Here is a 25,054-nt window from a genome sequence, read left to right on the forward strand (position 1 = left end):
TCGGAAGAGCATTTCCGCCGGTTTAAAAATGTGGTATATTGACATCGGGATTGCTGACTGAAAGGATTGAAACTGTTGGAGAAAGATCCGTTACACGTAATCGAACAAGCTGAAGATCATTTGATAGAACGAATCGCTGAAAATATGCATACATTCGGAATGCCCGCGACGGTGGGGCGCATTTTAGGCATTATTTATATGAACCGCAAGCCGATGACCTTAACTGAATTATCAGAAGCGACCGGCATGAGCAAGACGAGAATGAGTCAGGCGGTCCGTGAAATGCTTGACGTCAATCTGGCGGAAAAAGTGTTTGAAAAAGGCGTCCGCAAAGATTTATACGACGTCGAGCAGGATTATTACCAAACCTTTATTACGCTGTTTACGGCCACATGGAGCAAGGTCGTCAGCAAAAATAAAATGATGCATAAAAAGCTGAACCGCGAACTGACAGCCGTCCTTGAAAACGGAGTACCGGAAGAAGCTGAGGAAAAAATCAACGAACTGCTGAAAGAATTAAAGGATTGGCTTGATTACTACAACTGGATCAGCCGTCTGATCGATTTTTTTGAAAGCGAAGAAATTTTCAAGCATGTTCCGAAGCCATAAGAAAAAAACGCCCTGACCCGCAAGGCGTTTTTTTTCATGCCGCATTCGGCGCTTTGGTTCGTTTTTTCTTTCTCACCGGACTCAGCGCCCGCTCCAGCCACGCCATCACAAGATCTGCGATAACGGCCATCAGCGCTGTCGGAATGGCGCCGGCCAAAATAATCGCGGTTCCGTTCGTGGCGTTTGAACCCCTGACAATGATGTCACCGAGTCCGCCCGCGCCGACAAACGTACCGATTGCCGTAATGCCGATCGCGATGACGAGCGCCGTCCGCAGGCCCGCCATGATGACGGAAAGCGCAAGCGGCAGCTCCACCATGCGGAGCACCTGAAATTTGGTCATGCCCATCGCTTTTCCCGATTCAAGATAAGCGTGTTCAATGCTGGCGATTCCCGTGTACGTATTCCGGATGATCGGAAGAAGCGAATATAAAAACAGCGACAATATCACCGTATTGGCGCCGAGCCCCATGACGAGCATCAGCACCGCAAGCATCGCAAGCGCCGGCACGGTCTGAATCACGTTTGTCACCGCGAATACCCAGCCGCTTAATGTTCTGTGCCTGGCAATGAAGATGCCGAGCGGAACCCCGACGATCGCCGCAAATAAAACGCCGTATACCGACATGAGAAAATGGCGGTAAAACTCCTGAAGCACATAGGCGCCGTTTTGAGAATAATAAGTGCCGAGCTGCTGCAGCACTTCCATTTGCCCCACCTCATTTCTTATTCAAAATAATGATGTTTCTCCAAAAATTCTTTAGCGACGACGGACGGTTCTTTCAGCTTGCCGTCCACCTCGTAGTTCAATTCCTGCATCGTCTCCGTATCGATTTTGCCGATCAGTTTATTCACAATGCCCTTCAGTTCAGGATGCTGCTTCAGCACGCTGTCGGGAATGACCGGCGAACAGTCATACGGCGGGAAAAACTGCTTGTCGTCTTTTAAAATTTTCAGATCGTACGCTTTAATCCGTCCGTCCGTTGAATAGGCGAGGACGGCATCCATTTTCCCGTTTTTCACGGCATCGTATACAAGTCCGATCTGCATCGGATAGGTTGTGCCGAATTCAAAGCCGTACGTGTCGGTAAAGCCTTTATAGCCGTCGCCTTTTCTTTTCAGCCACGCATTGTCTACACCGAGCTTAAATTGATCCGCATACTTCTTAATATCGGACACTTTGTCTAAATGGTCTTTTTCCGCAAGTTCTTTCGTGACGGTAAAAGCGTATGTGTTCTCAAATCCGTAAGAATCAAACCATTTGTAATGGAAGCGTTTCTCAAATTCCTTCTGGACGATGGATAATGCTTTTTTCGGGTCTTTTTCCGCTTCCATGCCGAGGGTGCTCGTTAAATCCGTTCCCGAGTAGCGCGTCGCGGCGATATCGATTTCACCGCCGAGCATCGCCTGCTGCTGGACATAGTTCGATCCGAGGTTTTTAATTAATGCCGTATTCAAGTCTGTATTGTGCTCAATCATCTGTGCGATCATATTGGCGATAATTTCTGATTCCGTCATGCTTTGCGCCCCGATTTTGATCGTATCATCGGAAGCCCCGCTCAGGCCGGGAAGGGAACAGCCGCCTAGAAGCAGAGCAGCTGACAGCGCCAGTGCGCACATCCATCTCTTTTGGTTTTTTTTCAAAACAGCCAACTCCTTATGATACTTCCTTCAGCCCTTTCAGCCCTTTCGGCGTCACCTTCCGTTCCGTCGCCGCCAGCAGATAATCAATGATAATGGCTAAAATGGTGACCGGCACGGCGCCGCCGATAATATATTCAGGCTGATAGAGATTCAGGCCGATAAAAATATAGTCTCCGAGCCCGCCGCCCCCGATAAAGGAAGCAAGCGTCGCCCAGCCGATCAGATAAATGGTGGATGTGCGGATGCCCGCCATGATCACCGGAACCGCAAGCGGCAGTTCCACAAGCCTGATCTGCTCCCAGACCGTCATCCCGATGCCTTTTCCCGATTCCAGCAGATTTTTGTTTACGCCTTGAATGCCGGTATACGTGTTCCGGAGAATCGGCAGCACTGAATAGAAAAACAGCGCGACGATCGCGGGCACCTTTCCCACGCCTAACAGCGGGATAAAAAACGCCAGTATCGCGAGACTCGGCAAGGTCTGCACAATGTTGACGGCGCCGATGACGGCGCCTGCGCCCTTTTTCATTCTCGTCAGCGCCACTCCGAGCGGAACGGCGACGACAATGCCTAATATGACGGCGATGATCGAAATGTATAAATGCTCCCACGTTTTATATAACAGTTCTCCGCCGTTCGTCTGCAAAAACTTGATCATTTCATTCATTGTAAGCGTTCCTCCCCTTGTCAGCCTGTCACCAGCTGGTCTTCCTCGCCCCAGATTGAATCGTAAACGATGTCGACAAGGCTCGCTCTCGTGACAATTCCGACTAAATGCCTTTGTTCATCAACGACGGGTACATATTTCATTCCGCGCTTTAAAATTTTGCGTACGGTATCGCGCAGCAGTGTCCCCTGCTCGACCGTATACAGATCAGAGCGGAGCACGTCGCCGACGAGGCTCGCTTTTTTCCGGTTCTGATCAATGATTTCGACATCGACATATCCTTGCAGCACATTCAGGTCATCAACGACAAGCAGGGAATCGACACGGTGTTCCCGCATCACCTGTATCGCCTGCGAAAGCGTTTTGTCCGCCGTAACGGTGACAGGCTTTTTGTTCATCATCTGCTCGACGCGTTCAATATCCGGTCTTGATTGCAATAACCGTTCTTTGCCGATAAATTCTTCGACAAACTCATTAGCTGGATTCCGGAGAATGTCATCAGGAGTGCCGGCCTGAACGATCTCTCCCGCTTTTAAAATGACGATCCGGTCAGCCAGCTTAATAGCTTCATCCATATCGTGGGTTACAAACACAATCGTTTTATTCAATGTTCTCTGCAGTTTTTTGAATTCTTCTTGAAGGGAATCCCGCGTAATCGGATCAAGCGCTCCGAACGGTTCATCCATAAGAATAAGAGGCGGTTCCGCTGCAAGGGCGCGCAGCACGCCGATTCTCTGCTGCTGTCCGCCGCTCAGCTCGTGAGGATAGCGGTCTAAATATTCCGGGCCCATATCGACGAGCTTCAAAAGCTCCCGCGCCCGTTCCTTCCGCTTTTGTTCCGGCCATTTCAGCAGCTTCGGCACGAGAGAAATGTTCTGCTGAATGGTCATATGAGGGAAAAGTCCGATCTGCTGAATGACGTAGCCGATTTTCCGTCTCAGCTCCACCGGGTCCTGCTCCATAATGTTTTCGCCATCGATAAAAATCTTTCCGGATGACGGCTCAATCAGTCTGTTAATCATTTTCATCGTCGTCGTTTTTCCGCAGCCGCTCGGCCCGATAAAACAAATAAACTCGCCTTTTTCGATATTTAAATCAATGCTGTTGACAGCTTTTTTTCCGCCTTTATAGACTTTCGATACATTTTCTAATCTCAGCAATCCGTGCACCTCCGAAGGGTTCCGTTATTTTTCTGAAAAGTATAATCTTTATTATAAGATGAAATTTGTAAAATAAAAAGTTTACAATGTGTTGAAATTATATACAATATACGTGTTTTTTCATGTTATCCCGCTGACAATGCGGATGTTCTTACAATCGCTCCCGATAGCTCGCATATCCTGCCGCATCATCTTTTTCATCAACTGTAAAAAATATGATATATTGTCAGCATGAAAAGCCAGTGAAGGGATGATCAGCCGTGGAAAAAAACGCTCTTGATATCATCGGGCATGCTGAAGAGCATCTCATTGAGAGAATCGCCGAGAATATGCATACATTCGGAATGCCGGCCACACTGGGACGTGTGCTCGGTATTATTTATATGAACCGCAAGCCGATGACGTTAAATGAGCTGTCAGAGGCAACCGGGATGAGCAAAACGAGGATGAGCCAGGTGGTCCGCGAAATGACCGATGCCAATCTGGCTGAAAAAGTGTTTGAAAAAGGCGTTCGGAAAGACCTTTACGACGTGGAGCGTGATTATTACCAGACGTTTATCTCCCTGTTTACGGCAAATTGGACAAAGGCGGTCAGCAAAAATAAAATGCTCTATAAAAAGCTGAACCGCGAGCTGACTGAGCTTCTGGAATCGGAAAATCTCAGTCCCGATATTGAAGAAAAAGCCCGTCAGCTTTTGGATGAACTGACGGATTGGCTCCATTATTATGACTGGCTGAGCCGTTTGATAGAATTTTTTGAGAGTGAAGAAGTGTTTCAGCATGTGCCGAAAATAGAAAAAAGCAGCACCCGAAGATAACCGGGCGCTGCTTTTTTAAGTCAGGAAACCAATATCGGGAACATGCCTTTCAGACCGGCGCCGATCATGCCGATCGCCACCACCGCCAAAATCAGCCCCATCAGTCGGGTAATGACGTTCATTTCGGTTTTCCCGAGCTTATTGCTGATGAAAGATGAATAGTGAAAGAAGATGAACGTCATCGCGATGACGGCCGCAATGCCGATAAGCACGCTGATGTAATGGAAGATGCCGCCATGGCCGGCCGACAGACTCATCACCGTCGCGATCGTACCGGGTCCGGCGATAATCGGAATCGACAAAGGCGTCACAGATATATCGGCTTTCTCCTTGCTTTCCCCTTTCTCTTCATGATGAAGGGACTGTACATGAGATTTCTTCGCATTCAGAAGATTATAAGCGATGCCGAAAATAAAAATGCCGCCCGCGATACGTAAGGCATGAATGTTAATGTCAAACAGTTTAAAGATCAGATGGCCGAAGATTAAAAAAGCCGCCAAGATGATAAACGACAGCACGGAAGCCTTGCGCGCGATCGCTGTCCGTTCTTTCTCCGAGTACCCTTCCGTCAGTGAAAGAAAAATCGGCACGTTTCCGATGGGATTGGAGACTGCAAACAGTGAAATGAAGACATGAATGATGAATGAAAACATGCGTACCTCCTTATGACTTGCCGTTATTGAGTTATGTTTTGTTCTCCGCTGTTTCTTATGCATGGTTTTTACCCCGGGGTCTGCTTTTTATAACCTCAGCCGGACGATCCGGAAACAGAAAAAACCGTCCTTGTAAGGACGGTTTTTTCTGTTTGCTATCTCCATAAGCCTTTTCCGAATTTCAACAGCCGATAAAGCATTTTCAATTTTTTTAGCATGCGTTAATTTCCTTTTTTACTCTGAATCAATGCGCCGAGAGACATGATATCCATCAGCTTCATTAAAATTCTACCATAACGGGTACTTTTTCTCTATTATCAATTCATAGAAAAAGTGATTTGTATATCTTTAGAAAACTCCGTTACATCCGCCCTATTTTCTTTTATAATGTAAATATTGAACAAAATCCCTATATTACTTGTAAAAGGAGTTTTAGAATGTATTGTTCTCAATGCGGCCATCAAACTGATGGCGGAAAGTTTTGTGAAAAGTGCGGGGCGCCCCAGTCCGGGCAGGGAGGCGCAGGCCAAACGCAAGGCCAGGCCGCTCAGGCCGGCGCCGCGGCTAAGCAGGCTTCAAAGCAATTTGCCTTATTCGTGCTTGATGTGTTAAAGAGACCGTACCAAACATGTAAAACGACAGGCGGCGAACAGCTTGTCAGCAGCATCATCAACATGGTGCTTTTCTGCCTGGTGACGCCGATTATGTTTTATATTCTCTTATCAGACGGCTTTCGTGACGTCAGTTTTATCGCGGTTGTGATCAAACCGGCGCTTACCTTTGCATTATGCGTTTTTTGCCTGTATCTCTTGATTTTTATCGCTTTAAAGGCCGGCGGCGCGCAGGTGTCATTTAAAGATTCTCTGTCCAGATTCGGAGCATTTTTGATTCCGTTTACAGCTATTTTGCTTCTTGCTCTCATTTTTATGCTGCTTCATACAACCGTTTGCTTTACCATTCTGGCTGTCGGTCTTTTAGGAGCGGCGTTTGCCGTGCCTCCGCTCATGCTGGCGAGCTATCAGCATCAGCTCACTACTAAGGCGGATATCATTTATTCTGTTATCGTCATCTATTTGATCATTTGCGTAACGTTTCAATTCACGATCAAGCATTATATAAAAGAACTCATGAATTATTTCTTCTTTTAAAAACGGAAACCCCGCCGCCTGATTGGCGCGGGGGTTTTTTTATTGAATGGATGTTAAATAAATTCTTCCGTCTTTAACAACGCCGCCATACGTCCAATTGTATGTTCTGAGCTTCGGGCTGCCGCCGGCTTTCGTAATATAAAACTCCTCGTACGTATGAATCGTCAGATGAGAGCCTTTCTGTGAAAAGCTTTTGACATTCACTTCATTAAATACTTCGGTCGTCCCCTCGCTGTGCAGTTTTTTGACCAGTTTCTGCTGATCTGCATACAAAGGGCTCCCCTCTTCTAAATTGCCCGCCATGATGGCAAAATTGTTAAGGCTGACGGCGCTTGATTGATTTGTCAGGTAATCAGTCATAAACGATGTGACTTGCTCGTTTGTCACGCTGTCTGAAGCTGTGTTTCCTTTGGAAGATGCCCATGCTGATGTATAGGTTTTCGGCTGGTCGATTTTTATTTTTTTTACATTTGTCCCAGAAGAATCTGAGGCAGGGTCAGCTTTTTCGAAAACCCATTTTTTATGTTTTGTATCATATGAGAGTACATAATGAAAGCTCGGCTCAGCCTCTTCCATATCAGGCTTCGTATTCCCGTCGAAATAAGCAGACTCATGAAGCTCTTTACCCGTAACAGTTACTTGCCAGCGGCCGTTCTCTTGAGAAATCGCAAATGAATCCAGATCAAAGCTTGTCTCTTTATACTGATCCTTCAAAAAGGTGCCGGAACTCTTCATGCCGGATACCACTTCTTTCGTCTGCTCTTTCCAGGCGGAACCAGCCTCGGTCATCTGATCGGTATTTCCGTCTGCCATCGCTTTTGTATACTGCTTCGTTGTTTTGACAATCGTGTCCATGATTGTTTGTTGTGTATCTTGATCCGGGATAAGCGTTAAGTCCACATCAGTACTGTTGATCGGAACATCGGCAGTTTTCATTTTCCCCCAAGGAAAATCAGCCTCCACGGCGGCTGTCATGGAACCGTCAGTTAAGAGCGGACCGTATGTAACGGATGTAAACGGATCTTTATGGACGGACTTGCCGTTTATCAGCAGATCGCCTTTCGCGCTTTTGAAGCTGTCTGCCGGAGTGAATGTCACATCCTCGGCGTCTAACGGCAGGTCAAACTCAACATTCCGGCTGCCGGCCGCCTCTGCCTCTTGCTTTTTGACAACGTCAACCGTCTCATTTTTAAGCTTGGCTTCCGCCGTGTAGACACCCGGTGCATACGGACCGAAGATTTGGGTTTCATCGGCTTTTTTGACCGTACCTGTTTTCTCGCTGTTGATATAAAGATCGGCGCCTTTATAATTGCTGGTGACGCGGAAATAAACCGGATCGACTTTCAATTCGTAATGGTCAAACAAAAGAAGGGTTTTACCCTCTTTTTTGACGTATACCGCATCTTTTTCTGATGAATTGCCGCGAAGCGATGCCAGCAGTTCATCATGTTTCTTTGCGTATGCAAGGAGCGGTTTGACATTGGTCTCATTCAGCTTCAGTTTTTTGTCTGAAGGAGTGAGCAGGGCTGCGAGCTTTTTCGTGTCCCCGTCATGAACCGCCTGTTCGAATTGATCTGTGAGCCTTTTTTCAGATGTCAGCCAGGCTCCGGTTTTATATGCGGCAATCAATAAGATCAGCGCTGCGGCAATGCCGCCCCATATAAAGAGCGTTTTTTTAGGGATCGGCTTTCTCATTTGTGAAGCAGGTTCAGCCGCTCTTACAGCTGCCTGCCGCTCCAGCCGGCTTCCTTTCCCGATCGGTTTTCCGCATTCTTTACAGAAATGCGCCTCTTCGTTGTTCTGCTGGCCGCAATACTTACAAAAAAACATGACTTTCCTCCTATTCAATCTGCAAAACTTGTATAACTTTTCCTATGTTTCATATTTTATAATAAAGTAGAATGATTTTGGAGTTATTTTGAAAAAATAGCTGTCGATCATAACGGAGGAGGAGAAACGGACATGCAAAAACTGAGCATCCGAAAAGCCGCGGAGCCGGATGAAGCGCTGTATGAACTATTGCTGCTGGCCGATCCGTCGAGGGAGATTGTCGATGATTATCTTGTAAGAGGAGAATGCTATACGGCTTGGACGTCAGACGAGCTTGCAGGGGTTTACGTTTTATTGCAAACAAGGCCTAAAACGATAGAAATCGTAAACATCGCGGTAAAAGAATCGCTGCAGAACAGGGGATTCGGAAAACAGCTGGTGCAAGATGCCATTGAAAAAGCGAGACAATCGGGAGCTGACACGATTGAAATCGGCACCGGAAATTCCAGTATTCATCAGCTGTCACTCTATCAAAAATGCGGATTCCGCATTCAGGCTGTCGACCATGATTTTTTTATCAGGCATTATGATGAAGACATTTTTGAAAACGGCATTCAATGCCGGGATATGATACGGCTTTATTTGGATTTATGATAAAAAGGGCGCCGGCTGACATCGGCGCCCCTTCGTTTACCATTCAGACGGATTGATCCGCTTGTTTCTCTGTATTTCTTTGACTCCCTTGTCTGACTGAAAAATTAGCAAAAACGATCGTAAGGGTCAGTCCGACCGCCGCAAAAATATAATCCGCATTCATCAACAGCAGAAGCCCTGTGTAGACAGCGGCCGACAGCGGTTCACCCATTTTGACAATGGAAAAAATCAGTGCAAAGACCCTTCCGAAATATGCAGCCGGAACCGTCTTTTGGAAATACAGCACCGTTTGCACATCAATATACGAGATGATAATGCCAAGCACCAGGAAGATGATGCACTCAAACCCATGAAGGGGAAAAAACAGGAGCATAATGAGCAGTCCCGCTGCCGTTAACGTCCGCGGGTACAGCCGGTTCAAGCGTTTTGTATTCCATTTGAAAAATACGGCCAGATTGCCCAAAAGCATCCCCGCCTGAAACATTGAATACATGACGGCAAACCATACAGAATAGTTCTGCTGGAAACGCTCCACAGCAAGAATCGGCCCCATTACTGAAATAAGGCCGGCAATGACGAGATTTACGACGAAAAAGTATCCGACCGATGTCAGCCATGCCGCATTTCCTTTCAGCATTCTGTAACCGGATTTTACATCTTCAGTTCCGTTGCTTTTTTCATTGGGCTGTTCTGAAATACGAATGAACGCGATAAATGCCGCGGAGATAAAAAAAGCAGTTCCGTTTATGGCAAACAGCAGCCCGAACGGAATAGCCGCAATCATGATCCCGCTGATCAATTTTCCGACGATGAGTCCGATCAAGTCACTCGTATTGATCAGAGATGTCGCCTGATCAAGATGCTGTTTGCGGACGAGCAGCGGAATGATCGCGACTTTCGCCGGCGCAAACAGCATCGATTGCAGAGATAGACAAAAGGCGCACACCCCGGCTATCCACACGGTTAATAAATCGTTCGCGCTGAGCACCGCCAAGAGGATCATGATGACGGCCCGGCCCGTATTGCACAAATACAAGATCGTCTTTTTTCGGAATAAATCAATCAGCGGTCCCGCCAGCACGCCAAATGTCAGCGGCACGAGTTCGATAAAAGAAATAACGCCGACAAGAATTTTGCTGCCGGTCAATTCCAGCACTAGCAGCGGCAGAGCAATGAGCCAGACCCCGTCCGCCGCTGAAGAAAACACCTGTGCACACCAAAGCTTTGCATAGTTCGGTGTTCGATATGTCATATCAGACCCTTTTTTGATCCTCGTCATCAGAAACACCGCCGAACCATTCCAGCGTTCTCCATGATTCCCGTCTTTCCGTATAATCCTCTTCCATCACCTCAAATACAATGCCGGTATCTTGATTCCGATAAAGCTCCTGCAAAGTATCTGCAGCCCGTCTCAGCAGCTCCTCAGCGATCGTCCCTTCACTCGGATGGCGGCCCTCAAAACAGCGGACGCCCCCATGCGGGAACGCAAGCTGGCGAAATGAGCTGAAGTGATAATGCTTAATGCTCTCTTTTATCGAAAGAAACTGAAAGAAATCGGGATATTTCAGCTGATCATTTCTGAACATAAGGGCGGAAGACAAGTGAGTCTGATAGGTAATCGCCCAATGGCACAGATCCCACGTAATACCGACATGCTTCAGATCCAGCTGCACCAGCTCTGTAAAATCCTCAGGATAAATGAAAATCGGATCAAAATCCTCTCCCAGATTCCCGATGATCGGAAGGTTTTCCACACCGATCCAAATGTCCGTCCCTTTCAGCCGCTCATCAAACTCCGCGAAAAACTCAACGATTTTTTTACGGTTTCCTTCCAGGTCATAGACTTGAAATTCCTCAACCGTCATAAATTGATTCGCATGAACGGTTATGCCTTTGGCGCCGTATTTCACAGCGAGCTCCGCAAAGTGATAAAGCTGTTTTTTGATGTGATCTTCATTCACATAATCGGCATGATCTGTCGGGAAATGCAGCGTCAATAATGAAGGATCAAGCTGTTTCGCATATTCCAGCGTCTGATTGAATGTTTTGAGATAATCCGCTTCCCCAAAGGAATGGCCGTCAAAAATATTCGCTTCCAGACCGTATCCCGCTTCCACCCATTTCTCATCGATTTGCTTCGGATCAAGTCCGAAAAACGGAATTTGAGCAATCATAGGACAGTCACCATGTTCCTCTCACAAGCATAAACGCTTCCGCAGCTGTAAAACCCGATTTTGCTCCCCACACACGGGCATTATGTTCGATCGCCTGCAAAGAGCGGGGATGAGGGAAGTCTCTGAGCTCGGAGCCGTAACACGCCATCGATTTCAATTTCGTTTCAAGCTCGTTTTCAATATTAACGAAGAAATTGGCATGAAACTGATCCTTCTGACAGTAATTCCATTCCGTCGAAGACAATGTTTCATAGGCAAAAACCCGTTTTACCGTATGACCGGGAAGCGGACGGGTTGCCGTCATGACCGCTCTGAATACGACGGAGTGGTCAATATTAATGTCACCGCCGTACTGGGTATACACAATGTCAGGCTGAAAACGATTGATTTGTTTCTCCGCTTCCTTCACGACATCCAGCAAATCCATTGAATCCATTCTGTTATCAGGAAGGTTCAGCCTGACAAAATCATGGATGCCCAAAGTGCTGAGCGCCTGCTCCGTTTCTTGATTAGAATGCTCCATAACGGAATCTTCAGGCTTTTTGTAATCCGTTTTTCTTGATGACTTGCCTTCCGCCATAATGACTGCCGACACGCTGTCACCTTGGCGGACATGTTTGGCGAGCGTGCCGCCGACGCCGATAATTTCATCGTCGGGATGCGCTGCAAATACCATTACTTTCATCATATTGCCCTCCTTTGACTAACATTTCGGCTGTATCCGCTCCGCAGTTCATCAGCATATCAAGCATGGAGAGGTGAGGGATATGCTCCCCGAATAATTGAGGATAGCCAAAATGTCGGATCTGCTGATACTCAATGACAATTCCGTTTCTTTCAAAATCGCTTTCTATTAAATAGTCGGAACCCTGACTGCCTGAATAATAACGGTCCGCTCCCAGCTCCTGACAAAGCGCTAAAACAAAATCGCTTTTTTTCTCCTTCCGGCATTCAAGCTCAGAGACATAACAGAGCGGCGTTTCAATTCGCAGCTCTTCTCGGAAAAATTCAATGATGTGCATATTCAAATCATGGAGATATTCCCACTCCCGCTGATAGACATCTTGAAAAAAATGCTGGTACCGCTCAAAATATGGAGCTTTCGCATAGTTCATTTTAATCGCCATCCAATGTTTTTTCCGCCAATCCTGTGTCTGGTCGATTTTCATATGCCGAAGCTCTATGTCTTTATATTGTTTCATCTGCAAAGGCACCGTCAGCCATCTGGGGCCTTGCGGCGTTTTGATTCTGTTGCGGTTGAGAAATCCTTTTTTCTCAAATTGAGCTGTGTCATGAATGGCAAACAGATCCGACTTATACATTTTTTCAAAAAAACCGTACCACGGCAGATAACTGGATTGATGGCCGCTTATTGTTTTCATTCCGGTTTCGTAAAAAGTCGGCATTGTTTTTCTTCAGCTCCCCAATATCGTTTCGGTCTTGCGATTTCTTTACTGTGTGAATAGCCAAAATCAGCCCATTGAAGCTTGCGGCAAATGGCGAATTGCAGGGCGTCACGCATCAATAAGTAAGAAGCCTGCGCTTTTTTCCCCGCCAGGCTGTTTATATTCTGCCAATAATAGAAATGAGAGCGGTCATAGAGAAAAATACTGCTGCTGATCAGCGTCTCATCCTGATATGCTCCGACCCAAAACATTCGGTCCGCAAACGTGTCAAGCAGCTTTTGGAAAAAGCCCTGGCTCAGCACATAAGCCGCGCCGATTGCCGACGTATGCTCTTTGTAGAGGTCATAAAACGCGCCAAGTTCTTTTCGCCCGATCAGCCGGGTGACAATATTCTCTTTTTCAGCGTATCTGACTGCTGTCCGGGCTTTTCCGGAAATGCCCGTCCAAAGTTCGTCAAACGTGTCCGGAAGCGTAAGGATCCGTGTTGTCTTTTCCGTCCACCCTTCCCCGATTTCTTCTGTAAAAGAAGTCTGACCGTACGGCAGCAGCATCCGGGATATGTTCCGGCCGAATATGGTCTGGATTTCACTTTGAAGCCATTCAAATGGGATGGGTCGATCTGAAATAACGCCGCCGTATCCGATCATATTGCCGGATAATACGCCCTTCTGTTCAAAAAGCGGAAGATAGATGACTTGTCCTCCGTCCGTTGTCAGTCTGACAGGGTGAAATGACGTGCCGGGAAGCTCTTCCATGAGGATTCCCCAATCATAGCTTTGAAACAATCCCGCCTGATACATGTCAGCGGCCCGATCCCATGCCTGGCGGGTCGTGTATACTGCTGTTTTTTGCATAGTTATCACCACTATTCAGTCTTATTCTTTTGCTCATAATATGATAAAACGGATTCGGCTATATATCTGACTTGCTCCTTTTGAAGAGGGGGTTTAAACGGCAGAGAAAGAACTCTCTTCCAAAGCGGGTCTTCCCCGTCTTCCCCGCCTTCCCCCGCGTATGTTTCATAAATCGGAATACGTCCGAGGGGAAGATAGTTCCAGCATGTTTGGATGCCTCTTTCAGCTAAATAAACGGAACACCCGTACCGCTCTTCATCCCGGGGAAATACAATCGTTAAATAATTCAGATGTTCTCCTTCTTGGGGCTGGATCATTCTTATGCCGTTTGTTTCTCCCGCCTTTGCAAAGATTTCTCCCGCCGTCTCTAAGTTTCGGAGCGAAGCTGTTACAAGCTGATCCATACGTGAAAGCTGATCATCAATAATGGCTTCCCTTGCCGGATGCATGCGAAGCACGGGTACAACAGCCGGTTTATCCGGCAGAGCTTCGAGCTTTGTGGCTTTCATGGAAGGCATGGCGCCCGCTTTTCTAAACATATATGAAATAGGATGATGCCGTTTCCGTTTCATTACAGCTTGGATTCTTTGATTTCTGATATAAATTCGATAGTCAGCTGCCACTTGGCTGCGCTGTTCCATCGGGAGATTTGCTTTTTGCCGAAGCCATTCTTTCGGCGCGATTAACGCGCCGCCTCCGATACTCGCAAGCGGCTTTGAGGGGCCGAAGCTTAAAATGCCGAAATCGCCCAAACCGCCGGCAAATGTATCCGCTTGTTTTGTAAACATGGCTTGAGCGGCATCATCAATGACAGCAATTCCGTTTTCCTTCGCCCAGTCAATGATAGCGGTATTTTCTCTCCGGCCGTATACATGCGTGAGGATAACCGCACACGTCTGCCTTGTCACTTTTTTTTTGACATCCTCAAACGATAAGGATAGCTGCTCATCCAGCTTCGCAAACACAGGCGCCGCACCGGATTGCAGCACGGCATCAATGACATTCGGGCAGCTGAAGGATGAGAAAATCACTTCTTTCCCCGGCCCGGCTCCCGAATAAGTTAATGCGAGCACCAGTGCCGCACTGCCGCTGGAGGTCAGCACAATCCCTTTCCCGTAACGTTTTTCCAGTTTTTCAGTCAGTCCGCTTTGTCCGGCAGTAAGCAAGTGCTTCACCGCGCGCAGACGGCCGCTGACGGAAAACTGACCCGGATAAACGGGATATTTGACCACTTCCGGGTTTTTAGGAAAGTGAAAGTTTGTGCTTGTGTCTCTCATCTTTAATGATCTCCAGGCCTTCATTCAGACTTACTTTCGGAGCGTAACCGAGCAAACGTTTCGCCTTCTCGATTGACGGCGCCCGTTTAAAAATCTCGATGTCTTTTCCCCTCACGCCGTCTTCGCCCAGCTTTTTAAACAGATAGTTATCCTTCTCTCTGCCTGAAAGCACATTGACTTTTTCAGCCAGTTCTTTTATCGTGATCGGCTGGTCGTTCCCGATATTAAAGTCTTCAAAGACGGCTCCCTCATGAATGAGCGCGAGATAAGTTCCGGTGACGATATCACTGATGTAGCTGAAGCAGCGTATTTGTCCGCCGTCCCCGTAAAGAGGCAGCTCAGAGCCATTCTCGGCCAGGCTGAAAAACTTGTTGATGACAAAATCCTCGCGCTGTTTCGGCCCGTATACATTAAAGTACCGGACGACCCGAATATGAAGCTCGTCGGAAGCCTGTTCTCTCAAATATTCCTCTGATTGCAGTTTGGCTTTTCCGTAAGCCGATTTCGGAAGCTTTCTGCTTGTCTCGGTATAAGGAAAATCAGGTGAATCTCCGAATACTTCTGAGCTCGATGAGAAAAGAAGTGTGCTGATTCCCAATTCACCGCATACCTCGGTGACATTTTTCGTTCCTTCAAAATTAACCCGTATGACGTCTTCTTCATTGCTTCGGCAGCTGTCTACACCGACCATTGCCGCCAAATGGACAACCGCATCCGCTCCCTGCAGTGATTCGCGGAGGGACGTCCGGTCAAGGATATCCGTTTGGCGGTATTCAGTGTCAAAAGCCGGCTCTTTTTGGTCTGCAATAATGGTGTGATAACCTTTAGCCTGTAATAATGCCGCCAATTCGCTTCCGATAAAACCGGCTCCTCCGATAATCGCAATATGTTTCATGATCCTACCTCCTGGCTGATAGTCAAAACTTCTTTTATAGACTTGACAATATAGCTGCAATCCTCATCTGATAACTGGCTGTAAAGAGGCAGTGACACGATCTCCCGGAAAACACGTTCAGTAACCGGAAGCTCGGCCGGAAAATGTTTTTGATAGTAAGGATGCATATGCACGGGAATAAAGTGCACGCTCAGCCCGATCTGTTTTTCTTTCATTTTCTCAATAAACAGATCTCTGTCCATGCCGCCGTTCTCTCGGATCCGCAAAATAAATAAATGCCATGAGTGCGTTATGCCGTTCGGAATGTCAGAAAGCGGAAGCGCTGCTTTGTCAGATTGGCCCGACAGTTCACGTACATAAAATTGAGCGATCTGTGCCCGTTTTTCTTGAATTTCGTTTGCGCGCTTCAATTGAACCAGACCGAGCGCGGCCTGAATATCCGTCATATTATATTTAAAACCCGGCAGTAACACGTCGTATCTCCAGCTGCCTTTTTCACCGTACCGGTTCCAGGCATTTTTTGTGATGCCGTGCCAGCCGTACAGCCTCGCTCTTTCTGCGGCCTGTTCGTCTTTCATGACGAGGGCTCCGCCTTCCCCCGTTGTAATATTTTTGGTGGCATAAAAGCTGAAGCACACGGCATCACCGTGAGTGCCGATCATGCTTCCGTTATATTTTGTACCGAGCGCATGAGCGGCGTCTTCAATCAGATACAATCCGTTTTCTTTACAAATGGACTGCAAGTTTTCCAGATCAGCCGGATAGCCGGCAAAATGAACCGCAATTACCGCTTTTGTGCGCGGCGTTATTTTCTTCCTGACATCTTCAGGATCGGCACATAGACTTTTCTCGCATATATCCGCAAACACAGGAACGGCTCCGGCGTGCAGGATGACATTGACGCTGGAACAGAACGTGAAGCTCGGCACGATGACTTCATCGCCTTCTCCCACACCGAGCGCCAATAAAGCCATATGTAAGGCAGCGGTTCCTGAATTACAGCTGATGACGTGTTCGGCTCCAATACATTCTCCCAGCTTTTTTTCAAAATCGATTACCTTCGGGCCTTTCGAAATCCAGCCCGACTGAATCGTTTCGGTTACGCTTGCGATTTCTTCGTTTGTCATATCAGGTCTGTGAAAAGAGATAAATCGATTACTAATGACCGTTCCCTCCTATAAAGTGACAACTCTGCAATTGTCGGCTGATTTTTCCCTGCATACATTTCTTGTGTCAAAGATAATCGGTGAGGCATCCTTCAAAATACTGTAGTCGATTACATCGTGATCTGTATGAATGATGATGACGTCGTACTGATTGATTTGTTCTTTTGTGAAAGGGACAGATTGTTTGCGGCTTCCGTCATTCAAGCGGATCTCGCTGATAAACGGATCATGATAATCAATCGCGCATCCCTTGTCCATCAATTCTTCCATTATCGTAAACACTGAGGATTCACGCGGGTCATTTGTATTTTTTTTATAAGCGGCCCCTATTATTAAGATGCTGCATTTGTCTTTGCCCGCCAGTTTCAAAGCATAGTCAGAGACAGAAATCGGCATGTTAGAATTGATTTCGTCCGCCAGATCAATTAATTTTGTCTGCAGCCCTTTTTCATTCGCGATCCATTTGAAGTAAAAAGGATCAATCGGGATACAATGGCCTCCGACTCCGGGGCCAGGGATAAATTTTTGAAAGCCGAACGGCTTCGTGTCCGCCGCGCAGATGACTTCCCATATATCAATATCAAGTTCACGGCAATTAAGCGCCATTTCATTGATAAGAGCTATATTGACATAACGATAAGTATTCTCTAGGAGTTTAGCTGTTTCAGCTACTTCGGGTGAGGTGACCGGGTGAATGCTTGTAACAATGGTGTTGTAAAACGCTGAGGCAAGTTCTGTGCAAGTCTGTGTGGTTCCGCCGACTACTTTAGGAATATCTGAAACTTCATATTGCCTGTTGCCCGGATCGATTCTTTCCGGAGAATAAGCCGTAAAAAAGTCTGTTCCTATTTTCATGCCGCGGCTTGATGCCATTCTGTCGGCAATCTTTTTTTTCGTTGTTCCGGGATAGGTGGTGCTTTCTAAAATTAAAAGCTGATGCTGCCTTCCATAAGCGATCATGCTGTCAACTGCACTGTCGATGTAGGTTAAATCGGGGATCTTGTCTTTTTTGTTCAGGGGTGTCGGCACACATATCACAATGATGTCGCATTTTTGGATGAGCGACATGTCGGCACTGATTTGAAAGCGTTTTGTTTGTAAAGCCGAGTTCAGTCTGCCGTCCTCTATATCTTGAATATGGCTGCTTCCGGCGGCTAACAAGGAAACCTTTTCACTGTTTTTGTCAAATCCGATCACATTGTATCCTTTATCGACACATTCCAGCGCAAGAGGAAATCCCACATATCCCATGCCTAACACGCCTACTATCGCCTGCTTCGTTTCAATCAGATGTAACAGCCGTTTTTGACCAAGGTTGCTGGCTTCTTTTGTGACAGTATTCATTTTTCGCCCCCTAATAGATAGAAAAGAGTATTGTTTTTTACAATTTAAAACAAATATCGATCGATATCGCAATTATAACAAAAGTTAAAATTTGATAAATGAGTTTTACATCCTTTTGTGAATTAGGTATTATCTATTTATTTTTCTTTTATTTGTAAAATAAAATCCTGTTAAATGGTATATATCTGGTAACGAGTGAGAAAATCTCCCTTAATTGATAGAATATACAGAAAATAATATAAAAAAACAGGCCGAAGCCTGTTTTTTATTCCTTCATTGCCTCAGTTACTGCCGCGGAAACGAGTGCTCCAGCTTTCTCTAGCCGTTCTTTGCTGATGTGTTTCATATTATCATTCTCAGTGTGATACCAGGGCCCCGGCTCCTGTGTATCGGGGCTGAGCCAAATCCAGTTAGCCGACGGAATCCCCGCTTCATAAAAAGAGACATGGTCTGAGTAACCGAGCTGAATCAGGTTTGGCTTGACCAACCGGGATTTTTCAGCGGCTTTTTCAGCGTACCGGACGCTCGGGTTTTCCCTGCCGTCAGGAGTCGTGACACACATTTGACTCGCTTCTTCCCAGTCAGTCGCAATCATATCGGCATTAAAATTGGCCTGGCTGTGCTTTCTTTCATTGTTCGTGAGTGTACTGACGTAATAAGATGAACCCGCAGACCATAATTCTTCTGCACCGAACAGGATAAAGCGGATCTCTTTGTCTTTCGGTATGTGTGTGAATTGCTTGCTGATTTCCAGAACGGCAGATGTGCCTGAGGCGTTATCATCCGCTCCGGGCGCGCCTTTTACGCTGTCATAATGCGCTGTGACATATATAATATCAGCATCAGAAGAGTTGGCCTGTGCCGCTTTGCGCGTTCCTATAATATTTTGTGAGGTGCGGTTTTTATAGTTTTTAAATTGAATGACTGCCTGCTTTTCCTGCAGCAGTGCTTCACCGTCTTCTTTTTTCATACCCGCCGCCGGTATCGTGATTCCTTTATCGGTATGCGGACGGACGGCGAGCGGTTTTGTTGTCTGATTATAAATAATGACTGCTTTGGCTCCCGCTTGTTCGGCATGTTTGATCTTTTGAGAAACGGGGATCTTTCCTTCGCGTATCACTGCAATCTTTCCTTTGGCTCCTGTTACGTCATCGCGTGATCCGCAGCCGCCGTCAAAAATCCCTCCCTCAATTCTCAGCTCTTTTTCAACAGCGGATTGATCAGCGGAGCGGAGCGGGAATTCATGATCTCCCGCTGTGACTGAACCTGAAAAGTACTTTTTCAATGGAAATGACTGTACTTTGACACTGGCGCCCTGTGCCCGCAGGCGATTCGATATGTATTCAGCCGCTTCCTTTTCTTTCGCAGTTCCGGTTTCCCGCGGTCCGATGGTTTCACTCAGATCATGCATAGTGTCCAATGCCTCATCAGCATCAAAAACCGGCGCGGTCACGGCTGAATAACCACGGGTTTCGGACATCGGCCCGGCAGACGCGCCCCATATGACGCTTGCTGCCACCGCGGCTGACATAAATGAAAATTTCATCATAATCCCTCCTCTTATTAACACCTCTTCCCTTTCGATTGAAGAACACTGATTCCTTTAAAAAGGGGAAAAATGAATATTATTGACCAAATGAAGATGATGAAAAAGGAGGGAAAAACCCGGGAGCATAAAAAAACGCCGGGAGAATATCTCCCGGCGTCCATTCCATTACTTATTCAAGTTATAGAAAGAGTTGATACCGTGGTATTGAGCAGTTTCAGCCAACTGATCTTCGATGCGAAGAAGCTGGTTGTATTTCGCAACACGGTCCGTACGGGACGGAGCACCTGTTTTGATTTGTCCTGCATTAGTTGCCACAGCGATGTCAGCGATTGTGCTGTCTTCAGTTTCACCTGAACGGTGAGAGATAACGGCAGTGTAGCCCGCGCGTTTCGCCATTTCGATCGCATCGAATGTTTCAGTCAATGTACCGATTTGGTTTACTTTGATCAGGATAGAGTTGCCTACGCCGTTTTTGATACCTTCAGCAAGCTTTTTCGTGTTTGTAACGAAAAGGTCGTCACCGACAAGCTGAACTTTTTTGCCAAGACGCTCTGTAAGAAGTTTGTGGCCTTCCCAGTCGTTCTCGTCAAGTCCGTCTTCGATAGAGATGATTGGGTATTTAGAAACCATTTCTTCGTACCAGTCAACCATTTCAGCAGATGTTTTCACAACGCCTTCGCCAGACAGATGGTATTTGCCGTCTTCTTTGTTGTAGAACTCAGAAGATGCAGCATCCATAGCAAGTTTCACTTCTTCGCCAGGTTTGAAGCCGGCTTTTTCGATTGCTTCAACGATTGTTTGAAGTGCTTCTTCGTTAGAACCAAGGTTCGGAGCGAATCCGCCTTCGTCACCTACAGCTGTGTTCATTCCTTTAGCAGAAAGAACTGATTTCAGGCTGTGGAAGATTTGAGCGCCCATGCGAAGCGCTTCACGGAAGTTAGGCGCGCCTACAGGCATAATCATGAATTCTTGAATGTCTACGTTGTTGTCAGCATGCTCTCCGCCGTTTACGATGTTCATCATCGGTACAGGAAGCGTTTTTGAGTTGAATCCTCCAAGGTATTGGTAAAGAGGAATCTGTAAGAAATCAGCAGCTGCGCGCGCACAAGCCATAGATACGCCAAGGATTGCGTTCGCACCGAGTTTGCCTTTGTTTTCAGTTCCGTCAAGCTCGATTAAAAGCTGATCGATTGCGTTTTGTTCAGTTACATCAAAGCCGAGAAGCTCTGGAGAAATGATTTCGTTTACGTTGTTAACAGCAGTTAACACGCCTTTTCCAAGGTAACGGTCTTTGTCGCCGTCACGAAGCTCAACCGCTTCGTATTCACCTGTAGAAGCTCCGCTTGGCACTAATGCGCGTCCGAAAGCTCCTGTTTCTGTATATACTTCAACTTCAACTGTTGGGTTGCCGCGGGAGTCAAGGACTTCGCGTGCATAAACATCAACAATGTATGGCATGAGTTTGTCTCTCCTTTTGATTTACGCTTATTTTTGAATTAAAGATGTTCCGGTCATTTCTTTCGGTTTTTCAACACCGAGAAGGTCTAATAACGTTGGTGCGAGGTCGCCTAGGATTCCGCCTTCGCGCAGCGTCACGCCTTCTTTCGTCACAATGACAGGGACTGGGTTTGTCGTATGGGCAGTGTGCGGTTCGCCTGTTTCTGTAATCAGAATGTCCGCATTACCGTGATCAGCGGTAATGATGGCATGTCCGCCTTTAGCGATGATGGCGTCAACCACTTCGCCTAAGCATTCGTCCACTGCTTCAATTGCTTTAATCGTCGGTTCGACCATTCCGGAGTGGCCGACCATGTCAGGGTTTGCAAAGTTCAGGATGATCGCGTCGTGCTTGTCAGCCGCGATTTCTTTTACAAGAGCATCCTTCACTTCATACGCGCTCATTTCAGGCTTCAGGTCATATGTCGCGACCTTCGGCGAGTTAATGAGGATGCGCTCTTCGCCCGGGAATTCTTCTTCGCGGCCGCCGCTCATAAAGAACGTAACGTGCGGATACTTTTCAGTTTCTGCAATGCGAAGCTGTTTTAACCCGTGCTGTGCTAATACTTCACCGACCGTATTGTCAAGGTTTACCGGTTTGAAAGCCACATATCCGTCAACAGATTCACTGAAGTGAGTCAGGCAGACGAAATACAGGTTTTTCGGATGATTTTCACCGCGGTCGAAATCGCGGAAATCTTTGTTGGTAAACGTGTTTGAAATCTGGATGGCGCGGTCTGGTCTGAAATTATAGAAAATCACAGAATCGCCGTCATGAATTTTCGCAACGGGTTCACCGTTTTCTTTTGTGATGACGGACGGAATGACGAATTCATCATGAATGCCGTTCGCATAAGAATCGTCGACTACATCCATCGCGCTGCGGTAAGACGGGCCTTCGCCGTAAGCCATTGCGCGGTACGCTTTTTCCACACGGTCCCAGCGTTTGTCGCGGTCCATGGAGTAGTAGCGTCCGGAAATGCTGGCGATTTCGCCGACACCGATTTCTTCGATCTGCTCATTCAGCTGCTGAATGTAAGTTTTCGCTGTTTGCGGACCTACATCGCGGCCGTCGAGGAAACCGTGAATATACACCTTCGTCAGTCCTTCACTTTTCGCAAGCTTCAGCAGCGCGAATAAATGATTGATATGACTGTGTACGCCTCCGTCAGAAAGAAGGCCGAACAGGTGCAGCGCTTTGTCGTTGTCTTTCGCATTTTTGATGGCGTCAAGGAACGTTTGATTGCGTTCAAATTCGCCTTCGCGGATGGCAACGTTCACGCGTGTTAAGCTTTGGTACACAATACGTCCTGCGCCGATATTCAAATGACCGACTTCAGAGTTCCCCATCTGTCCTTCAGGCAGTCCGACTGCTTCGCCTGATGCCGTCAGCGTCTGATGAGGGTATTGGTTCCAATAACGGTCGAAATTCGGTTTTTTCGCTTGTGCGACTGCGTTTCCGACTGTTTCATTGCGTAATCCGAACCCATCAAGAATGATGAGTGCAGCTGGTTTTTTACTCATATTGACCTTCCTCCAATAATTGAACGAATGACTGCGGTTCAAGGCTTGCGCCGCCGACCAAAGCACCGTCAATATCGGACTCTGCCATATATTCTTTAATATTTGCAGGTTTTACGCTGCCGCCGTATTGAATGCGGAGCTTGTCAGCAGTTTCCTGGCTGAAGCTTTCAGCAACGACTTTACGGATATGCGCGCAGACGTCGTTAGCATCTTTCGCTGTAGAAGATTTGCCTGTTCCGATTGCCCAGATTGGCTCGTACGCAATAACGGAAGCGGCAACTTGCTCTTCAGAAAGACCCGCAAGACCTTTTTTCACTTGATCGGCAACAAGATCATTTGTTTTTCCGGCTTCGCGCTCTTCAAGCGTTTCACCTACGCAAATGATCGGCACAATGCCGTGTTTGAAAGCGGCATGCGCTTTTTTGTTAACTGTTTCATCAGTTTCAGCGAACATTTCACGGCGCTCAGAGTGGCCGATGACGCAGTAATCCACGCCAAGGTCTTTCAGAGCGACCGGGCTGATTTCACCTGTGAACGCACCGTTTTCTTCAAAATGCATGTTTTGGGCGCCGACTTTCAGGTCAGTTCCTTTAACAGCAGAAGTCAGCTTTTCTAAGAAAAGAGCTGGTGCGCAAACAACGGCTTCCGCTTTGTCTGCTGCTGGAATGGAAGATTTCACTTCTTCAACGAAGCTGACAGCTTCGCCGAGTGTTTTGTTCATTTTCCAGTTACCGGCTATAATTGGTTTTCTCATCTGTTCCACTTCCTTATAGCAGTTTTTATTTATCGTTCAGCGCAGCTACACCTGGAAGCTCTTTGCCTTCCATGAATTCAAGGGATGCGCCGCCGCCTGTTGAGATATGGCTCATTTTGTCAGCAAGGCCGAATTTTTCAACGGCTGCCGCAGAGTCTCCTCCGCCGATGACAGAGTATGTATCGTTTGCCTCTGCCAATGCTTCAGCCACTGCTTTTGTGCCTTGAGCGAACAAGTCGATTTCGAATACGCCCATCGGTCCGTTCCATACGACAAGTTTGCTGTTTTTGATAACTTCAGCATACGTTTCGCGGGTTTTCGTTCCGATGTCGATCGCTTCTAAATCACTTGGGATCTCAGAGATCGGCACGATTTGAACGTTTGCATCGTTAGAGAAATCATCAGCAACGAGAACGTCTTCCGGCATATAGAATTTAACGCCTTTTTCTTTCGCGCGGTCCATGAATGATTTTGCAAGTTCGATTTTATCTTCTTCAAGAAGAGATTTACCGACTTCATATCCAAGCGCTTTTACGAATGTGTAAGCAAGACCTCCGCCGATAATCAGGTTGTCCACTTTATCAAGCAGACTTTCGATTACGCCGATTTTGTCTTTTACTTTCGCGCCGCCGATGATTGCCGTAAACGGGCGCTCAGGATTTGTCACGGCTTTGCCGAGAACGTCAAGCTCTTTTTCCATCAGGAATCCTGCAACCGCCGGCAGATGCTCGGCAATTCCGGCTGTAGATGCGTGAGCACGGTGGGCAGCACCGAATGCGTCATTGACATATACATCCGCAAGCTCAGCAAATGCTTTAGCAAGCTCAGGATCGTTTTTCTCTTCACCAGGGTAGAAACGTACGTTTTCCAATACAAGAACGTCTCCGTCCTTCATATCAGAAATTTGTGCTTTTACAGCATCGCCGTAAGCTTCATCCGCTTTTTTCACTTCTTTGCCGAGCAGTTCGCCTAAGCGTGCAGCGACAGGAGTTAAACGAAGCTCCTCAACCGTTTCGCCTTTCGGGCGGCCTAAGTGGCTCGCAAGAAGGACTTTCGCGCCTTGGTCTGCAAGGTGTTTGATTGTTGGAAGCGCAGCGCGGATACGAGTATCGTCTGTTACTTCCCCGTCTTTCATTGGAACGTTAAAGTCAACGCGGCAGAATACGACTTTGCCTTTTACGTCGATGTCTTTTACTGTTTTTTTATTCATGCCTTAGGAGATCCTCCTTCAAAATGGTTTGCATAGCACGAAAAACGTGAAACGTGAAACCCGCCTCATGATGCTTCCGCCGCGGGGCAGATTGCAGCTTCCGGGCACGGGGCAGATCGTCTTCTGAGCCAGGGCAGGCGGCTCAGAAAACGAAAGTGCCGCGGAAACTTCAAAACGCGGACGTTCTGCAGCAATCCGGCGCTTTCTGAAAGCCGGTTCTCATGGAAAAAGGGAAAGGGAGTCCGTCCCCTTCCCTTGTCCGCTTTCATTATAGCGTTTCT

24 protein-coding genes are annotated in these 25,054 nt (G+C 47.1%); 4 read left to right on the plus strand and 20 right to left on the minus strand.

Features of this window, described 5'->3' with window-relative positions; genetic code table 11:
• Nucleotides 1-75: 75 nt before the first annotated feature.
• Nucleotides 76-609 carry a GbsR/MarR family transcriptional regulator gene (locus HWY38_RS01865; RefSeq protein ID WP_025285285.1) on the plus strand — a complete coding sequence of 178 codons (534 nt, stop codon included), beginning with the start codon at nucleotides 76-78 and terminating at the stop codon, nucleotides 607-609.
• Nucleotides 610-643: 34 nt separating this feature from the next.
• Here the strand turns inward: HWY38_RS01865 and opuCD are convergent, their stop codons facing one another.
• The 4 genes from opuCD to opuCA are packed head-to-tail and all read right to left on the minus strand — an operon-like array spanning nucleotide 644 to nucleotide 4,080.
• Nucleotides 644-1,318, minus strand: a complete 675-nt coding sequence (opuCD, locus tag HWY38_RS01870; protein ID WP_012118473.1) for a glycine betaine/carnitine/choline/choline sulfate ABC transporter permease OpuCD — start codon at nucleotides 1,316-1,318, stop codon at nucleotides 644-646.
• 17 nt (nucleotides 1,319-1,335) lie between these two features.
• Entirely contained in the window at nucleotides 1,336-2,229 is an 894-nt protein-coding gene (opuCC, locus tag HWY38_RS01875; protein ID WP_224181410.1) for an osmoprotectant ABC transporter substrate-binding lipoprotein OpuCC, read from the minus strand.
• 37 nt (nucleotides 2,230-2,266) lie between these two features.
• Complete coding sequence (locus HWY38_RS01880; RefSeq protein WP_003151654.1) at nucleotides 2,267-2,920, minus strand: ABC transporter permease; 654 nt, start codon at nucleotides 2,918-2,920, stop codon at nucleotides 2,267-2,269.
• 20 nt (nucleotides 2,921-2,940) lie between these two features.
• Nucleotides 2,941-4,080: an osmoprotectant ABC transporter ATP-binding protein OpuCA gene (opuCA, locus tag HWY38_RS01885; protein ID WP_003151651.1), complete on the minus strand. Its 1,140-nt coding sequence runs from the start codon at nucleotides 4,078-4,080 to the stop codon at nucleotides 2,941-2,943.
• 260 nt (nucleotides 4,081-4,340) lie between these two features.
• Between opuCA and HWY38_RS01890 the strand changes: the two genes are divergently transcribed.
• Nucleotides 4,341-4,898 (plus strand): GbsR/MarR family transcriptional regulator, encoded by a 558-nt coding sequence (locus tag HWY38_RS01890; RefSeq protein ID WP_014418904.1) that lies wholly within the window; start codon nucleotides 4,341-4,343, stop codon nucleotides 4,896-4,898.
• A 20-nt stretch (nucleotides 4,899-4,918) separates the two neighbouring features.
• Here HWY38_RS01890 and HWY38_RS01895 read toward each other — a convergent pair whose 3' ends face one another.
• Nucleotides 4,919-5,551, minus strand: a complete 633-nt coding sequence (locus HWY38_RS01895) for an NAAT family transporter (protein ID WP_007409973.1) — start codon at nucleotides 5,549-5,551, stop codon at nucleotides 4,919-4,921.
• Nucleotides 5,552-5,988: 437 nt separating this feature from the next.
• Here HWY38_RS01895 and HWY38_RS01900 point away from each other — a divergent pair, with 437 nt between their 5' ends.
• Nucleotides 5,989-6,699, plus strand: coding sequence for a zinc ribbon domain-containing protein (locus HWY38_RS01900; protein WP_088461684.1), 711 nt, complete (start codon nucleotides 5,989-5,991; stop codon nucleotides 6,697-6,699).
• A gap of 39 nt (nucleotides 6,700-6,738) precedes the next feature.
• Here the strand turns inward: HWY38_RS01900 and HWY38_RS01905 are convergent, their stop codons facing one another.
• Entirely contained in the window at nucleotides 6,739-8,529 is a 1,791-nt protein-coding gene (locus HWY38_RS01905; RefSeq protein WP_224181151.1) for a zinc ribbon domain-containing protein, read from the minus strand.
• Nucleotides 8,530-8,661: 132 nt separating this feature from the next.
• On the opposite strand from HWY38_RS01905, the gene HWY38_RS01910 reads away from it, so the two are divergent.
• The gene (locus HWY38_RS01910) at nucleotides 8,662-9,123 is read left to right on the plus strand and encodes a GNAT family N-acetyltransferase (protein ID WP_007613857.1); all 462 of its coding nucleotides are present in this window, start codon (nucleotides 8,662-8,664) and stop codon (nucleotides 9,121-9,123) included.
• Between the two features lie 43 nt (nucleotides 9,124-9,166).
• Here the strand turns inward: HWY38_RS01910 and HWY38_RS01915 are convergent, their stop codons facing one another.
• The 14 genes from HWY38_RS01915 to HWY38_RS01980 form a co-directional block, all read right to left on the minus strand.
• Nucleotides 9,167-10,402, minus strand: coding sequence for an MFS transporter (locus HWY38_RS01915; protein WP_224181152.1), 1,236 nt, complete (start codon nucleotides 10,400-10,402; stop codon nucleotides 9,167-9,169).
• On the minus strand, nucleotides 10,377-11,297 hold the full coding sequence (locus tag HWY38_RS01920) for a sugar phosphate isomerase/epimerase family protein (protein ID WP_224181153.1): 921 nt from the start codon (nucleotides 11,295-11,297) through the stop codon (nucleotides 10,377-10,379). Before HWY38_RS01920 ends, HWY38_RS01915 begins: the two co-directional genes overlap by 26 nt.
• A 7-nt stretch (nucleotides 11,298-11,304) precedes the next feature.
• The gene (locus HWY38_RS01925; protein WP_224181411.1) at nucleotides 11,305-11,982 is read right to left on the minus strand and encodes a PIG-L deacetylase family protein; all 678 of its coding nucleotides are present in this window, start codon (nucleotides 11,980-11,982) and stop codon (nucleotides 11,305-11,307) included.
• Nucleotides 11,945-12,703 (minus strand): WbqC family protein, encoded by a 759-nt coding sequence (locus HWY38_RS01930; RefSeq protein WP_038459888.1) that lies wholly within the window; start codon nucleotides 12,701-12,703, stop codon nucleotides 11,945-11,947. Before HWY38_RS01930 ends, HWY38_RS01925 begins: the two co-directional genes overlap by 38 nt.
• The gene (locus HWY38_RS01935; RefSeq protein ID WP_224181154.1) at nucleotides 12,676-13,557 is read right to left on the minus strand and encodes a GNAT family N-acetyltransferase; all 882 of its coding nucleotides are present in this window, start codon (nucleotides 13,555-13,557) and stop codon (nucleotides 12,676-12,678) included. Before HWY38_RS01935 ends, HWY38_RS01930 begins: the two co-directional genes overlap by 28 nt.
• 11 nt (nucleotides 13,558-13,568) lie before the next feature.
• Nucleotides 13,569-14,834 carry an aminotransferase class V-fold PLP-dependent enzyme gene (locus tag HWY38_RS01940; protein WP_224181155.1) on the minus strand — a complete coding sequence of 422 codons (1,266 nt, stop codon included), beginning with the start codon at nucleotides 14,832-14,834 and terminating at the stop codon, nucleotides 13,569-13,571.
• The gene (locus HWY38_RS01945) at nucleotides 14,800-15,729 is read right to left on the minus strand and encodes an NAD-dependent epimerase/dehydratase family protein (protein WP_224181156.1); all 930 of its coding nucleotides are present in this window, start codon (nucleotides 15,727-15,729) and stop codon (nucleotides 14,800-14,802) included. The genes HWY38_RS01940 and HWY38_RS01945 overlap by 35 nt, the downstream gene beginning before the upstream one ends.
• Entirely contained in the window at nucleotides 15,726-16,856 is a 1,131-nt protein-coding gene (locus HWY38_RS01950) for a DegT/DnrJ/EryC1/StrS family aminotransferase (protein ID WP_014305849.1), read from the minus strand. The genes HWY38_RS01945 and HWY38_RS01950 overlap by 4 nt, the downstream gene beginning before the upstream one ends.
• A gap of 48 nt (nucleotides 16,857-16,904) precedes the next feature.
• Complete coding sequence (locus tag HWY38_RS01955; RefSeq protein ID WP_003151628.1) at nucleotides 16,905-18,239, minus strand: nucleotide sugar dehydrogenase; 1,335 nt, start codon at nucleotides 18,237-18,239, stop codon at nucleotides 16,905-16,907.
• Between the two features lie 265 nt (nucleotides 18,240-18,504).
• Nucleotides 18,505-19,785, minus strand: coding sequence for a M28 family peptidase (locus tag HWY38_RS01960; protein ID WP_224181412.1), 1,281 nt, complete (start codon nucleotides 19,783-19,785; stop codon nucleotides 18,505-18,507).
• 168 nt (nucleotides 19,786-19,953) lie between these two features.
• Nucleotides 19,954-21,246 carry a phosphopyruvate hydratase gene (gene eno, locus HWY38_RS01965; RefSeq protein WP_007409956.1) on the minus strand — a complete coding sequence of 431 codons (1,293 nt, stop codon included), beginning with the start codon at nucleotides 21,244-21,246 and terminating at the stop codon, nucleotides 19,954-19,956.
• Between the two features lie 27 nt (nucleotides 21,247-21,273).
• The gene (gene gpmI, locus HWY38_RS01970) at nucleotides 21,274-22,809 is read right to left on the minus strand and encodes a 2,3-bisphosphoglycerate-independent phosphoglycerate mutase (RefSeq protein WP_003151620.1); all 1,536 of its coding nucleotides are present in this window, start codon (nucleotides 22,807-22,809) and stop codon (nucleotides 21,274-21,276) included.
• Entirely contained in the window at nucleotides 22,802-23,563 is a 762-nt protein-coding gene (tpiA, locus tag HWY38_RS01975) for a triose-phosphate isomerase (protein WP_003151618.1), read from the minus strand. The genes gpmI and tpiA overlap by 8 nt, the downstream gene beginning before the upstream one ends.
• Nucleotides 23,564-23,588: 25 nt before the next feature.
• A complete protein-coding gene (locus HWY38_RS01980; protein WP_022553807.1) occupies nucleotides 23,589-24,773 on the minus strand; it encodes a phosphoglycerate kinase in 1,185 nt (394 codons plus the stop codon).
• Nucleotides 24,774-25,054 lie beyond the last annotated feature (281 nt).

It is taken from the genome of Bacillus sp. KS1, from assembly GCF_020075515.1.
Lineage (GTDB): Bacteria > Bacillota > Bacilli > Bacillales > Bacillaceae > Bacillus > Bacillus velezensis.